Genomic DNA, 16214 nt, shown 5'->3' with positions numbered 1-16214 from the left:
GCCAGACTCCGGGCCCGGGTCATCAGCTCACCCAGGGTCCAGGACTGTCCTTCCTTCGTGACGGCCACGGTGGCGGGAGTGCTCTCCGCGCGCCGGGCCAGCAACTCGGGCACGGAGGGCGAGGTGGGCGCGGGCCGGGGCTGGATCCACTGCTTCCGCTCCTCGCCGGTGAGCAGGGGCAGGCGGGAGATGCGCTCGTCCGGCCGGGCCATGCCCGCGGTCAGCAGCACCCGCAGGTGCTCCAGGAAGCGGCGAGCGGTGGAGGCGTCGAAGAGCTCGGTGGCGTACTCCAGCGCGCAGTGCAGGTGGCCGGGCACCTCGCGGAACACCAGGGTCAGGTCCGACAGCGTCGCGCCCCACTGCACGGGCGCGTCCGGCACGTCGATCAGGCTGGCGCGCAGGCCGGGCAGCTGCTGCGAGTCGCCAGCCGGATTGCTGTGGAGCACGAAGATGCTGTCCGTGATGCGGCCACGGCCGATGTCGTGCTGGGGGAACATCTCCTCGATGAGTTGCTCGAAGGGGACGTCCGGGTGGTTCTGCGCGCCCAACAGCACCTCGCGCACGCGGCCGAGCAGCTCGCGGAAGGTGGGATCACCCCCCACGTCCGTGCGCAGCGCCACCGAGTGGGCCACGTAGCCGATGAGCGTCTGCAACTCGGGCTGGGTGCGGTTGGCGATGGGGGTGCCGACGACGATGTCCGTCTGTCCGCTGTAGCGGTGCAGCAGGGCCTGCCAGGCGGCCAGCAGGATGACGAAGGAGGTGAAGCCCTCGCGGCGGCCGAAGGCCACCAGCTCGTTGGCGAGCGCGGGAGGGAAGTCCGCGGACATGCGTTCCGAGGTGAGCGGGCAGGTGGCGGGCCGGGGCCTGTCCGTGGGCAGGTTCAGCCGCGGCGGCATGCCGGCGAGCTGCTGGCGCCACCACTGCTGCTGCTCGGCCAGGAGGTTCTCGCTGACGCTGCGGCGCTGCCAGTGGCCGAAGTCGGCGTACTGCACGGGCAGGGCCGGCAGCGGCGAGGGCTTCCCCTCGCGCATGGCCACGTAGAGGGCGGCCATCTCGTGGACGAAGATGGTGATGGAGAGCGTATCGCTGACGATGTGGTGGATGCCGCCCACCAGGATGTGGACGTCCTCGCGCAGCCGCAGCAGCGTGGTGCGCAGCACCGGCCCCTTCACCAGATCGAAGGGCCGTGCGGCGTCCTCGCGCGCCAGGCGCAGGGCCTCGGCCTCGCGCTCCTCGGGAGTGCCGTCGAGCACCAGCACCTCGAGCGGCACGTGCACCTTCGCATGGAAGCGCTGCACGGGGCGGCCATCGACGGTGTCATACGTGGTGCGCAGCGCCTCGTGGCGCTGGACGACCTCCTGGATGGCGCGCTCGAGCATCCGCGCGTCCAGGGCGCCCTCGAGGCGGAGGACGAAGGGGATGCTGTAGGCGGACAGGCCCGGGAGGAACTGCTCCAGGCGCCAGGTGCGCTCCTGCACGTAGGAGAGCTTCAGCTCGCCGTCGCGCGTGAGGGGCACCAGCTTCAGGGTCTTCTGTTGGGTCTGCTGCTGCTTCGGCGCGGACTGGAGCAGGGCCTCGATGCGGGAGGCGATCCCGGCGACGGTGGGGCTGTCGAAGAGATCCGCGAGGGGGAGGTTGACCCCGAAGGTGTCGCGCATCTGCGTGAGCATCTGCGCGGCCAGCAGCGAGTTGCCGCCGAGCTCGAGGAAGCTCTCGTCGCGGCCGACGTATTCGAGGCCGAGGCGGGCACGCCAGAGGGCGGCCACGCGCTCCTCGATGTCACCGCGAGGCATGTCCTCCCGCCCAGGAGGAGGCGCGGCCACGGGAGCGGCCGCGGGGGCCGGGTCGAGGCGCGCGAGGGCCGGAGTGGCGGCCGTGGCGGGATGCGCGCCCGGGAGCGCCATGGCGGGCAGGGTGGGCGCCAGGCCAGGCACCGCCTCCACCCAGCAACGCTTCTCCTGGAAGGGATAGGTGGGGAGGGAGAGGCGCAGGCGCCGCTCGCGGGCGTAGAAGGCCTTCCAGTCCGGGGTCAGGCCATGGGCCCATGCGTCGCCCAGGGCCTGTAGGAACACGGCGTGCTCCGAGGCGGAGCTGCCCTGGCGGCGCAGGGATGGGAGTGCCTTCACCTTGCCGCTCTTGGTGTCCACGTTGGCGCGGACCAGGGCGGTGAGGTCCTGCCCCGGGCCCACTTCCAGCAGCAGGCCGCAGCCCTCGCCGAGGAGGGCCTCGATGCTCGAGGCGAAGCGCACGGGCTGGCGCATCTGCCGGGCCCAATAGCCCGGGTCGGTCATCTCCTCGGCGGTGGCCCAGGTACCAGTGAGGCTGGAGACGAGCTTCGCCTTGGGGGCCGAGCGGCCCAGCGAGGTCACCACCCGCACCAGCTCGGGCATGAAGGGCTCGACGTCGGCGGAGTGGAAGGCATGGGGCGCCGGCAGCCGCAGCGTGCCCACGTCGCGGCGCTTGAGTTCCTCCGTCAGGAGCTCCACCTCGGCAATGGGGCCGGAGACGACGCAGCGGCCCGGAGCGTTGAGGGCGGCCAGGGACAGGCGGCCGGAGAGCAGCGGACGCACCTCCGCCTCGGACAGGCCCACCGCGAGCATGGCGCCCGGAGCCATGCCTTCCATCAGCCGGCCGCGCGCCACGGCCAGCTTCAGCGCGTCGGCCAGGGAGAAGACACCCGCGAGGCAAGCGGCCACGTACTCGCCGTAGCTGTGGCCCAGCAGGGCGTGAGGCGTCACCCCCCAGCCCATCCACGTGCGGGCCAGGGAGTATTCCACGGTGAAGAGCGCGGGCAGGGCCACGCGGGGATGGGACAGCAGCTCCTTGGCGGCGGCCTCCTGGCCCGGCTCGGGCATGAGCAGCGAGCGCACCTCCTCGCGCAGAGGCATCTCCAGCAACCCGAGGCACATGTCCACGTGAGCGCGGAAGTCGGGCTCGGCCTGGTACAGCTCGCGGCCCATGGCGACCTGCTGTGCGCCCTGGCCCGGGAAGAGGAAGGCCACACGCAGGCGGCGGCCCGACTCCACGTCGTCCAGCTCCACGGCCGCCCCGGGCTTGCGCAGGCGCTGCACCAGCTCGGCCGCGTTCTTTGCCACCACGGCCCGGCGGTGCTCGAAGCCCCTGCGGCCCAGGGTGTGCGTGAAGGCCACGTCTGCCAGCGACAGGCGCGGGTGTGCCTCCACGTGTGCCGCGAGCCGCTCACCCAGGGCATCCAGAGCCGCGGGCGTACGCGCCGACAGCAGCACCACCTGGTGGGGACGCTGGCTGGGCTCGCTGCGCTGCTCGGGAGCCTCCTCGAGGATGGCGTGGGCATTGGTGCCGCCAATGCCAAAGGAGCTGACCGCCGCGCGCCGAGGCACCGGGCCGCGCTTCCACTCCCGGAGGGCCGTGTTGACGACGAAGGGCCCCGCGTCGAAGTTGATGGCGGGGTTGGGCTGCTCGAAGTTGAGGCTGGGGGGAATCTCCTCATGGCGCAACACCAGCGCCGCCTTGATGAGGCCCGCCAATCCCGCCACGGTGTCCAGGTGGCCGATGTTCGTCTTCACCGAGCCGAGGGGAATGGTGCCCTTGTGCCCGGCGCCCAGGCCGTAGGCACGCTGGAGGGCGGCGATTTCGAGCGGATCCCCCAGCGGCGTACCGGTGCCATGGGCCTCGACGTAGCCGATGTCCTCGGGCCGCAGGCGGGCATGCTCCAGGGCCTCCTGGATGACGGAGGACTGACCCTGGACACTGGGGGCGGTGTAGCCGGACTTCAGGTGGCCATCGTTGTTGATGGCCGAGCCCTTGATGACGGCGTAGATGGAGTCGCCATCGCGCTGAGCATCGGACAAACGCTTGAGCACGACGGCGGCGACACCGTTGCCCGCGACGGTTCCCTGGGCGCGAGCATCGAAGGCGCGGCAGTGGCCGTCCGGAGAGAGGATCATCCCCTCCTGGTAGACGTAGCCCGTCTTCTGCGGGAGGGCGAGGTTGGTGGCGCCGGCGAGGGCCACATCGGACTGACGCTGGCGCAGGCTCTCACAGGCCATGTGCACGGCCACCAGGCCCGTGGAGCAGGCCGTGTAGACCATGAGGCTCTCGCCGGTGAGGCGCAGCTTGTAGGAGGCCTTGGTGGCCATGCCCTGGTGCGTGGCGTTGGTGCCCGCCTCGAAGAAGGCGGCGGGATTCAGCGGCACGTTCTTCCGCACCAACTGCGAGTAGCCGGAGTCCGAGGCACCCGCGTACAGCGAGATGCGGCCCTGGGTGCGCTCCGGATCGACACCCGCGTCCTCCAGAGCGCTCCAGGCGGTCTGAAGGAAGAGGCGTTGCTGCGGGTCCATCCACTGCGCTTCGCGCAGCGAGATGTCGAAGAAGCCGGGGTCGAACTTGTCGGCGTCAGCGAGCACGCCACCCGCGGGGACGAACTGGGGGTGCTGCCACTGGAAGATGCCCTCGGGGAGGTCGGAGATCGGCTCCAACTCCTCGGGAGAGAAGCGGGAGATGGACTCGACGCCCTGGCGCAGGTTCTGCCAGAGCTCGTCGACGGAGCGAGCCCCCGGGAAGCGGCCGGACATGCCGATGATGGCGATGTCCTCCGGGCCGGAGCGCTCGGCTGCCTGGGTCTCCTGTTGCTCCCGGGGCGCTGGAGCCTGTGGGGTGCCCGCTTCCAGGCGCCGGGCCAGGTCGCTGACGGTGGGGTGCTCGAAGAGCAACGTCACCGGCACTTCACGCCCCAACTCCTCGCGCATCCGGGTCGCGATCTTGATGACGGACAGGGAGGTGCCGCCGAGCTTCTCGAAGAAGTGGTCATCCACGCCCACGTCATCGATGCCCAGCTCGCGGGACAAGATGGAGACGAGCTGGCGCTCCAGGGGCGTGGTGGGCTCCACGAAATGGCTGGTGCGGCCGGTGGAGGAGACGTCGGGAGGAGGAAGCGCCTTGCGGTCGACCTTGGAGCTGGACGAGAGAGGGAGAGCCTCGAGGCGGACGAGCGCCGAGGGCAGCATGAAATCGGGCAGGCGCTGCTTGAGGAAGGAGCGCAGGGCCGAGACATCGAGCTGCTGCGAGTCGCTGGTGACGTAGGCGACGAGGCGCTTGTCGCCGGGAGAGTCCTCGCGGACCACGGCCACAGCCTCGCGCACCTCGGGATGGGAGAGGAGGGCGGACTCCACCTCGGGCAGCTCGATGCGGTAGCCGCGCAGGCTCACCTGAGCGTCGGCGTGACCGAGGAACTCGAGGGTGCCGTCCGAGAGCCAGCGGGCGAGGTCACCGGTGCGGTAGATGCGCTCACCCGGAGCGGAGGAGAAGGGGTTGGGGAGGAAGCGCTCGGCGGTGAGCTCCGGCCTGGAGGTGTAGCCGCGAGCGAGGCCCTCGCCACCGATGAAGATCTCACCGGGGACACCGGGAGGCACGGGCTGGAAGGAGGCGTCCAGCAGGTACACCTGGGTGTTGGCGATGGGGGAACCGATGGAGATGGAGGCGCCGACCTGCTCGGGCAGAGAGAGCGGGAGGCAGGAGGCGATGACGGTGCCCTCGGTGGGGCCGTAGCTGTTGGAGAGGGGGATGCGCAGCTGCTCGAGCACGCGGCGCGCGTGGGGGGCGGAGACGGCGTCACCCCCGGTGAGGAGCTGGCGCAGGCCACGCAGTCCGTCGAGCTTGTGGTCGACGGCGAGGGCGAGCAGGTCCGCGGACAGATAGAGCGTGGAGACGCCGTGCTGCTCCAGCACCTGCGTCAACAGGTTCAGGTCGCTCGGGGACTGGGACGGGAAGACGACGACGCGGCCGCCGAAGAGGAGGGTGCCCCAGATCTCGAGCGTGGTGGCGTCGGAGGAGATGGGGGAGTGGTGCAGGAAGCTCGTCTCGGGTCCGAAGTGGGCGAAGCGGGCACCATGGAAGAGACGGACGACGGAGCGGTGCTCGATGGCAACGCCCTTGGGCCTGCCGGTGGAGCCGGAGGTGAAGTGGACGTAGGCGAGGTTGCGCGAGGTGACGCCCGTGTCTGGCGCGGACGTGGGCTGGCCCTCCAGGCTCAGCTCGTCCCAGAAGAGGCAGGGGAGCGAGTCGGGGAGGCTGAGGAGGGAGCGCAGGGCGCGGGTGGTGAGCAGGAGCCGGGGCGCAGCGTCCTCCAACACGAAAGCCAGGCGCTGGGCCGGGTAGGAGGCATCGAGCGGGAGGTAGGCGCCACCGGCCTTGAGGATGCCCACCAGGGAGACGATGAGCTCCACGGAGCGCTCGAGGCGGATCGCGACGAGGGAGTCGGGCCCCACGCCGTGGGAGCGCAGCAGGTGGGCGAGCTGGTTGGAACGAGAGTCCAGCTCACGCCAGGAGAGGCGCTGCTCGCCGAACTCGACGGCGATGGCATCGGGGCGAAGGGCCGCCTGCTGCTGGATGAGGTGGTGGATGCAGGCGTCGCGCGGGTAGTCCCGCTGCGTCTGGTTCCAGGTGACGAGCACCTGCTGGCGCTCGGCCTCGGAGATCAGCGGCAACTCGGAGAGGCGCGACCCGGGATGGGAGAGCGCGGCCTCCAGGAGGGCCACGAAATGGCCCATCATGCGAGAGACGGTGGAGTGCTCGAAGAGATCGGTGGCGTACTCGAAGAAGCCGTGGAAGCCGTTCTCGGAGGGGGTGAGGATGAGGCTGGCGTCGCACTTGGTGACGCGGTTCTCCACCTCGAGCGGGCGCAGCGTCAGCCCCGGAAGCGCCATCTCGGGCATGGGCGCGTTCTGCAAGGCGAAGATGACCTGGAAGAGGGGCGAGCGGCTCAGGTCACGCTGGGGCTGGAGCTCCTCGACGAGCTTCTCGAAGGGAATGTCCTGGTGGGCGAAGGCACCAAGGGTGGTTTCCCGCACCTGGTGCAGCAGCTCGCGGAAGGAGATGGCACCCGCGAAGCGAGCACGCAGGACGAGGGTGTTGACGAAGAAGCCGATGAGGCCTTCGTGCTCGGCATGCCGGCGGCCAGCGATGGGGGAGCCGACGCAGACGTCATCCTGGTGGGAGTAGCGGGAGAGCAGGAGCTGGAAGGCGGCCAGCAGGGCCATGAAGGGCGTGACACCCTCGCGCTGGCAGAGCTGGAGGAGGCGCTCGGAGAGCTCCTTCGAGAGCTGGACGGGAACCCGTGCGCCACGGAAGGACTGGACGGCGGGGCGAGGCTTGTCGGTAGGCAGCTCCAGGGTTTTGGGCGCCCCGGCGAGTTGCTGGCGCCACCAGAGAAGCTGCTCGTTCAGCACTTCTCCTTCCAGCCACTGCCGCTGCCAGGAGGCGTAGTCGGCGTACTGGATGAGAAGCTCGGGGAGGGGAGACGGGAGGCTGCGGGAGAACGCCTCGTAGAGGGCCGCCACCTCGCGCACCAGCACGCCGATGGACCAGCCATCCGAGACGATGTGGTGCATGTTGAGCAGCAGCACATGCTCGCTGGAAGAGAGGCGCAGCAGCTGCACCCGGAAGAGGGGGCCGGTGGCCAGATCGAAGGGACGCTGAGACTCCTGCTCGGCCCGCTGGAGCATCTCCGCCTCGCGCGCTGGAGCGGACAGAGACGAGAGATCCACCTCGTCCAGGGACAGCGAGGACTCGGGGAGGATGAGCTGGCTCAGGCCATCGATGCCGGAGCGGAAGACGGTGCGCAGGGCTTCATGACGGCGAACCACCTCGGAGAGGGCGCGGCGGAGCACGTCCACCTGGAGGGCTCCCTCCATCCGAAGCGCGAAGAAGACGTTGTAGTCGGCGTGCAGGGGGTGGAGCTGATCCAGAATCCACATCCGCCTCTGCGCGAAGGAGACAGGCAGCGAGCCCTCTCGAGACGTGGGGAGCAGAGAAGGCGCCGAGGGGCGGCTCTGGACGAGGGCCCCCTCCAGCTGGCCGGCGAGCGCCGCGATCGTGGGGCGCTCGAAGATGGAGCGCAGGGGCATCTCGACGCCGAAGACCGAGCGGATGCGTGAGATGAGCTGGGTGGCCAGCAGCGAGTGGCCGCCCAGGGAGAAGAAGTCGTCGTGGATGCCCACCTGGGGCACGCCCAGCACTCCGCACCAGAGGGCGGCGAGCTGCACCTCCAGCTCGTTGCGCGGGGGCTCGAACTCGGCCGAGCTGGCGGACACGCCCTGGGGCGCGGGCAGGGCCTTTCTGTCCACCTTCCCGTTGGGCGTGAGCGGCACCTTCTCCAGCTTCACGAAGGCCGAGGGCACCATGTGCGCGGGCAGCTTCTGCTTCAGGTGCTCGCGCAGCTCGGAATCCTCCGGCTCCTGTCCCTCCTGCGCCACCCAGTACGCCACCAGCCTCTTGTTGCCCGGTACGTCTTCCCGCACCAACACCACGGACTGGCGCACGCCCGGGTGCTTGTCGAGGACGGACTGGATTTCACCCAGCTCGATGCGGAAACCGCGAATCTTCACCTGGAAGTCGTTGCGGCCCCGGAACTCGATGTTCCCGTCCGGGAAGTAGCGCACCACGTCTCCCGTCCGGTACATCCGCGCTCCGTTCTGCTCGAACGGGTTGGGGATGAACCGCTCCGCCGTCAGCGCTGGCCGGTCCAGATAGCCACGGCCCAGGCTCTCTCCGCCGATGTACAGCTCGCCCCACACGCCCACCGGCACCGGCGCCAGCCGCTCGTCCAGCACGTACACCCGCACGTTCGCCAGCGGCCGCCCGATGTGCGGCAACCCCTCCACCACTCCCTCCGGCTCCACCGTGCAGATGGTGGTGGCCACCGTGTTCTCCGCGGGGCCATACACATTCACCAGCGCCACCTTCTTCAATTCCTGGCGCTGCCGGCGGGTCAGCTTGTCTCCTCCGGTGAAGAGCCACCGCAGCACCACCCCCTCCGGCCACTTCTCCTCCAGCACCGCCTCCGCCATGGGCGTCGCCATGAAGGACACGGTGATCTGCTCCTCCTCCAGCCATTGCAGCAGCCGGCGCGGCTCCGCGCGCACGTCGTCCGCTGGCATGTGCACGCTCGCACCCACCATGAGGTTGAGCCACACCTCCCAGACGGACACATCGAAGGACAGGCCCACCACCAGCGTCGTCCTGTCCTCCGGCTTCACCTCGTACGTGCTCTGGTACCAGCTGCCCAGGTTGACGAGGCTCCGGTGCGACACCGCCACGCCCTTGGGCCTGCCCGTCGAGCCCGACGTGTAGATGCTGTACGCCAGGTTCTCCGCGCACACGCCCGTCTCCGGCCGGTGCTTCGGTTGCGCCTCCAGCACGCTCGCGTCATCCAGGCACACCACCGCCGCCCCGGCTCCCTCCACACTGCCCGCCCGTACGCGATGCGACAGCACCACCTTCGCACCGCTGTCACCCACCACCTGGCGCTGCCACTCCGTCGGGTACGCCACGTCCACCGGCAGGTACGCGCCACCCGCCTTCAGGATGGCCAGCGCTCCCACGATGAAGTCCACCGAGCGCTCCACGCACACCACGCCCACCGAATCCGGTCCCACGCCCAACGTCCGCAGGTGGTGCGCCAGCTGGTTGGCCCGCTCGTCCAGCTCCCGGTACGTCAGCTTCCGGTGCTTGTCCGCCACCGCCAACGCGTCCGGCCTCGCACGGGCATGTGCCTCCACGAGCTCGTGGACGCACGCCTCGCGCGGGTACTCGGCTCCCGTCGCGTTCCAATCCACCAGCACCTGCTGACGCTCGGCGCCGGTCATCAGCGGCAGGGATGCGAGGGGGGCTTCGGGCCAGGTGAGGACGGAGGTGAGCAGCACCTGCAGGTGGCTCATCATGCGAGCGGCGGTGTCACGCTCGAAGAGGTCCGCGCAGTACTCCAGGGAGCCGGTGAAGCCCTCCGGGCCCTCGGAGAGGAAGAGGGTGAGGTCGAACTTGGAGGTGAGCTCGACGGGAGGCAGGGCTCGCAGGGAGAGGCCCGGGAGCTCCAGGTTGCCCATGGGGGCGTTCTGGAGAGCGAACATCACCTGGAAGAGCGGAGTGCGGCTCAAGTCACGCGGAGGCCGCAATTCCTCGACGAGCTTCTCGAAGGGAACGTCCTGGTGCTCGAAGGCATCGAGGGTGGTGGAACGGACCTGGGAGAGCAGCGAGCGGAAGGAGGTCCGCGAGTCGATACGGGAACGCAGGACGAGGGTGTTGACGAAGAAGCCGATGAGGCCCTCGAGCTCGGCGTGGCGGCGGCCGGCGATGGGAGAGCCGACGCAGATGTCGTCCTGGTTGGAGTAGCGGGCGAGGAGGAGCTGGAAGGTGGCCAGCAGGGCCATGAAGGGCGTGACACCTTCACGCTGGCAAAGCTGGAGGAGGCGCTCGGAGCTCTCCTTTGAAAGCTTCACGGGAAGCTGTGCGCCGCGGACGGACTGGATGGCGGGCCGAGGCTTGTCGGTAGGCAACTCCAGGGTTTGCGGCGCCCCGGCGAGCTGCTGCTTCCAGTACGAGAGTTGCCGCTCGAGCACCTGGCTCTGCCACTGGCGCTGCCAGACGGCGTAGTCCGCGTACTGCACCGGCAACTCGGGCAGCGGAGAGGACTTGCCCTGGAGATGGGCCTCATAGAGAGCCGCCAGCTCCCGCACCAGCACACCCGTGGACCAGCCATCGGAGATGATGTGGTGCATGTTGAGCAGCAGCACGTGCTCGCTGCCGGAGAGCCGCAGCAGGTGGGTGCGCAGGAGCGGACCCGTGGAGAGCTGGAACGGGCGCTGAGCGTCCTCCTGGACGAGACGCAGCAACTCCGCCTCGCGTTGCTCGGAGGTGAGGCCCGAGAGGTCCACTACCTCCAGGGGGAGGTCGAGGGAGGGAGCGATGACCTGGAGGGGCTGCCCTGCCTCGGAGCGGAAGGTGGTGCGCAGGGACTCGTGGCGGCGCACCAGCTCCTGGCAGCCATGCCGGAGCGCGGCGAGGTCCAGGGTGCCCTCGAGCCGGATGGCGGCTGGGAGGTTGTAGAGAGGGCTCTCGGGCTCGAGCTGATCGAGGAACCACAGCCGCTGCTGGGCGAAGGAGAGGGGCAGCGGGCCGTTCCGAGGCGCTGGCACCAGCGGGGGAAGCCGTGAGGTGTCGTGGCTCTGGGCGTCGAGGCGCGCCGCGAAGCTCCGCAGGGTGGGGGCCTCGAAGAGGGTGCGCAACGGCAATTCCACGCCAAAGGTGGCGTGCAGGCGCGCCACCACCTGGGTGGCCAGCAGGGAGTGGCCGCCGAGGGAGAAGAAGTCGTCGTCGCGGCCCACCTGGGGGACACGCAGCACCTGGGCCCACAGCGCGGCGAGCCGCTCCTCGGTGGGGGTCGCGGGAGGCGTGTACGGCAGGTGCCGCGAGCCGTCGGGAGCGGGCAGGGCCTTGCGGTCCACCTTGGCGTTGGAGGTGAGCGGGAGGCTCTCCAATGCGACGAAGGCGGAGGGCCGCATGAACTCGGGGAGCCGCTGCGCGAGGGAGGCCCGCAGAGAGTCCACATCGGGGAGAGGCTGTCCCGGAGGAGGAACGACGTAGGCGACGAGGCGCTTGTCGCCGGGCACGTCCTCTCGGACGAGGGCGACGGCCTCACGAACCTCGGGGAGGGAGAGGAGGGCGGCTTCCACCTCGGCCAGCTCAATGCGGTAGCCGCGAATCTTTACCTGATTGTCGATGCGGCCGAGGAAGGTGAGGACACCATCCGGGCGCCAGCGGGCGAGGTCACCGGTGCGGTAGAGACGCTCACCAGGAGTGGAGGAGAAGGGGTTGGGGAGGAAGCGCTCGGCGGTGAGGTCCGGGCGGGAGAGGTAGCCACGGGCGAGGCCGTCGCCGCCGATGTAGAGCTCACCGGGCACGCCCACGGGCACGGGCCGCAGGTGCGCGTCGAGCAGGTACACCTGGGTGTTGGCGATGGGGGTGCCAATGGGCACGGAGTCACCCGGCTGCTCGGGACGAGTCATCCGGAAGCAGGAGGTGAAGAGGGTGCTCTCGGTGGGGCCGTAGCAGGCCGTCACGGGAATGCGCAGCTGCTCCAGGGCGCGGCGGACGTGTGGGGCGGAGACGACATCGCCACCGGTGAGGAGCTGACGCAGGCCGCGCAGACTGTCGAGCTTGTGGTCGACGGCCTGGGTGAAGAGACCCGAGGTGAGGTGGAGCGTGGTGACGCCGTGGCGCTCCAGCACCTGCGTGAGCAGGTCCAGGTCGCTGGGAGACTGCGGAGGGAAGACGACGAGGCGAGCACCGTGGACCAGAGGTCCCCAGACTTCGAGGGTGGAGGCGTCGAAGGAGATGGGGGCGAGGAGGAGGAAGGTCTCCTCGGGAGAGAGGTGGGCGTAGGAGGCGCCGTGCAGTAGGCGCAGGACGGAGCGGTGCTCGATGGCGACGCCCTTGGGCCTGCCGGTGGAGCCGGAGGTGAAGTCGACGTAGGCGAGGTTGCGCGAGGTGACGCCGGAGTCCGGAGCGGAAGTGGGCAGGCCCTCGAGGCTCAACTCCTCCCAGAGGAGGCAGGGCAGCGCCTCGGAGACAGGGAGCTGGGAGCGCAGTGCCTGAGAGGTGAGCAACAGCCGTGGAGGAGCGTCCTCCAACATGAAGGCCAGGCGCTGGGCCGGGTAGGAGGCGTCGAGCGGGAGGTAGGCGCCGCCGGCCTTGAGAATGCCCAGGAGGGAGACGATGAGCTCCAGGGAGCGTTCGATGCAGAGGGCGACGAGGGAGTCAGGCCCCACGCCATGAGAGCGCAGCAGATGGGCGAGCTGGTTGGAGCGAGAGTCCAGCTCACGCCAGGAGAGGCGCTGCTCGCCGAATTCCACGGCCACGGCGTCGGGACGCAGGGCCACCTGCTTCTCGAAGAGGTGGTGGATGCAGGCGTCGGAGGGGAAGGGGGAGGAGGTGGCGTTGAAGTCGACGAGCACCTGCTGGCGCTCGGAGTCGGAGAGCAGGGGGAGCTCGGAGAGAAGCGCCTCGGGCCGGGAGACAATGGCCTGGAGCAACACGTCCAAGTGGCCCACCATGCGAGAGGCGGTGGAGGGCTCGAAGAGGTCCGTGCTGAAGCCGAGCGTGCCACTCAGCCCTTCGTCGGACTCGAAGAGGGAGAGCTCGAGGTCGAAGCGAGCGACATGGCTCTCCAGCTCCAGCGAGTGAAGGCGCAGTCCCGGGAGGGAGGCGGAGGCGAGGGGGTGAGGCTGGAGGGCGAGCATCACCTGGAAGAGAGGCGTGCTGCTCAAGTCACGCGAGGGGCGCAGCTCCTCGACGAGACGCTCGAAGGGCATGTCTTGGTGGGCGTAGGCGGAGAGCGTCGTCTCACGCACGCGCCGCAACAACTCGCGGAAGGAGGGGTTGCCGTCGAGACGGGCGCGAAGCACCAGGGTGTTGACGAAGAAGCCGATGAGGCCGTCCAACTCGGGGCGGGGGCGGCCGGCGACGGGGGTGCCGAGGCAGAAGTCCTCCTGGCCCGAGTAGCGGAAGAGGAGTACCTGGAAGGCGGCCTGAAGCAGCATGAAGGGCGTGGTGCCCTCGGCGCGAGCCAGAGCCTTCAGCGCTTCCCACCGTTCGGGGGATAGACGCACGGGCAGACTGGCGCCGCGCTGGCTGCGCACGGAGGGGCGAGGCCTGTCGGTGGGCAACTCCAGGACGGCGGGAGCGCCGGAGAGTTGCTGCTTCCAGTAGGAGAGGCCCCGCTGGAGGACGTCACCCTCGAGCCACTGACGCTGCCAGCGGCTGTAGTCGCCGTATTGCAGAGGCAGCGCAGGCAGGGGCGAGGGACGGCCCTGGGAGAAGGCCTCGTAGAGGGAGGCCATTTCCCGCAGCAGCACACCCATGGAGCCGCCGTCGGAGATGATGTGGTGCATCACCAGGACGAGGACGTGCTCGGAGTCGGACAGGCGCAGCAGGGAGGTGCGCAGCAGGGGGCCGCGAGCCAGGTCGAAGGGACGCCGGGCCTCTTCGAGGGCCAGGTGCCGCACCTCGGCGTCGCGCTGCTCGGCGGGCAGTGCGGACAGGTCCACATGCCGCACCGCCGAGGGGAGCTCGGCATGAACCACCCGCCGGGGCTGGCCAGCCTCGGAGAGGAAGGTGGTGCGCAGGGAGTCGTGGCGACGCACGACCTCGGCCAGGCCGAGCTCCAGGGCGCGAGTGTCCAGAGGCCCCTGTAGCCGCACGGCGGCGGGAATGAGCTCATGCGTCTCACCCTGGGCGAGCTGCTCCAGGAACCACAGGCGCGACTGGGCGAAGGAGGGAAGTGTGTCCTCCTCCGTCTCGGAGGCGGAGGCCCGAGGCAGGAGCGGCGTGCCGGAGGGAAGGGCAGACTGCGAGGACAGGCGCTCGACGAGCTGAGAGAGGCTGGGGCCGCTGAGCACCACCTCCATGGGGAGGGAGAGGCCCAGCCCCTTCTCCACCTCGTGGCTGAACTCCACCGCGGCCAGGGAGTCCAGGCCGTAGCGGGTGAGCGGCTCGTGCGCGTCCAACTGCTCGGGCTGCATGCGGAGCCGGCGAGCGAAGCGCGTGCGCAGCCAGGCCTCGAGCGCTTCCGGCGATTCCGGCCGGGCCTCGGTCTCGGGCGTGGCCTCCGCCTGCGCGGCGGAGACGCTCAGCGCCCCCGTCACCTCCAGCCCCTGCTCACGCCAGGCCGCCACCTCCTGCAGCTCACCGGCGAGGAAGGCGGCGCGAGCGGCGCGACGCTGAATCTTGCCGCTGGACGTCTTGGGCAGGCTGCCCGGGGCCAGGAGGGTGAGCGCGTGCAGGCGCAACTCATGCTGCTCGGCAATGCGCTGGCGCAGTGTCTGGGCTACCGACTCGACGCTCTCCTCCGGCTGGCGGCGCGTATCGCGCTCGTACACCAGCACCAGTTGCTCCTCGCCTTCCACCTCCACCGAGAAGGCGGCACCGCACCCTGGCCGCAGCGCGGGAGTCGCCTGCTCCGCCGTCAGCTCCACGTCCTGGGGGTGGTGGTTGCGCCCGCGGATGATGAGCAGGTCCTTCAGACGGCCGGTGACGAAGAGCTGGCCGTCCTGGCGCAGGAAGCCCAGGTCACCGGTGCGCAGGAAGGGCCCCGAGCCGTCGGCGGTGTGGGAGTGGAAGTCGCGCTGGGTGTCCTCGGGGCGGCGCCAGTAACCCTGGGCGACGCTGGGCCCCTTCACCCACACCTCACCCACCTCTCCCTGCGCGCAGCGAGAGAAGGTTTCCGGGTGCACCACGAGCACTTCCTGCTCCGCGAGCGCCAGTCCGCAGCCCACCAGTACCTGGTTGCGAGCCGTCTCCGCCTCGACGGCCACGGCGCGTCCCTCGCGCAACTGCTGCACGTCCAGGGCCTGCTGCTGGGGGAGGGCACCCACCTCACCGCCCGAGACGATGAGGGTGCCCTCGGCCAGGCCGTAGCACGGGTAGAAGGCCTGGCGGCGGAAGCCGGAGACGGCGAAGGCCTGGGCGAAGCGCTCCAGGGTTTCTGCGCGGATGGGCTCGGCACCGCAGAAGGCGACTTCCCAGTGGCTCAAGTCGAGGGAGGAGCGCTCGGCCTCGGTGGTTTTGCGCACGCACAAGTCGAAGGCGAAGTTGGGGCCACCGCTGATGGTGCCGCGAGTGCGGGAGACTTCCTCCAGCCAGCGCAGGGGCCGGCGCAGGAAGCTCAGCGGAGACATGAGGGAGGTGGAGAAACCCCCGTACACCGTGCCGAGGATGCCGCCGATGAGGCCCATGTCATGGTAGGGCGGCAGCCAGATGACACCGGCGCTGCCCTCGTGCATGCGGAAGGCGCCGTGGATGAGGTGGAGGTTGTGCAGCAGGTTGGCGTGGCTGAGCATGACGCCCTTGGGCGTGCCCGTGGAGCCAGAGGTGTACTGGAGGAAGGCGAGAGAGTCGCTCGTCAGCTCTGGCCGCTTCCAGTTGGACTCCGAGCCCTGGGGAAGCTCGTCGGTGGCCACCCAGCGCAAGTTGCGCAGGTCCGGGGCGGACTCGAAGAGGAACTCCGCCATGGAGGTGATGAAGGAGGGGGCGAGAATGACGGAGGCCTGGGCGTCGTGGATGAGGGAGCGCAGGCGGGGAAGGGTGCGCTCCAGACGCGAGGGGTCCGGGGGGTAGGCGGGGACGGCGGTGACACCCGCGGCCAGGCAGCCGAAGAAGCCGGTGACATAGTCGAGGCCAGGAGGGTAGAGGAGGACGGCCCGCTCGCCCGCTGGCACCTCTTGCTGGAGGAGAGCCCCCAGGCCGCATGCTCGCTGCCACAGCCCCGCGTAGGTGAGCTCGGAGGAGTCGCCTTCGGAGTCCTCCAGGAAGGAGAACAGGCGTCGCTCGCCGTGGCGGGAGGCGCGCTCTTCGAGCAACTCGAGCAGCGTCGACGCACGGGAAACAGGCGAGGGGAACGTCAT

General features: G+C 69.9%; 1 protein-coding gene (running past one end of the window). It reads right to left on the bottom strand.

What is annotated here, in order from left to right; translation table 11 throughout:
- On the bottom strand, positions 1–16214 hold the start of the coding sequence (locus tag BO221_RS29235) for a hybrid non-ribosomal peptide synthetase/type I polyketide synthase (protein WP_073563946.1). 26704 nt of this gene lie to the left of the window's left edge; only the first 16214 of its 42918 coding nucleotides appear in the window; it begins with the start codon at positions 16212–16214; its stop codon lies off the left edge, out of view.

Origin of the sequence: Archangium sp. Cb G35 (assembly GCF_001896145.1) — a bacterium.
In the GTDB taxonomy this organism is placed as follows: domain Bacteria; phylum Myxococcota; class Myxococcia; order Myxococcales; family Myxococcaceae; genus Archangium; species Archangium violaceum.
Note: the sequence above shows the minus strand (reverse complement) of the source record. Positions and strands in the feature narration are given on the sequence as shown.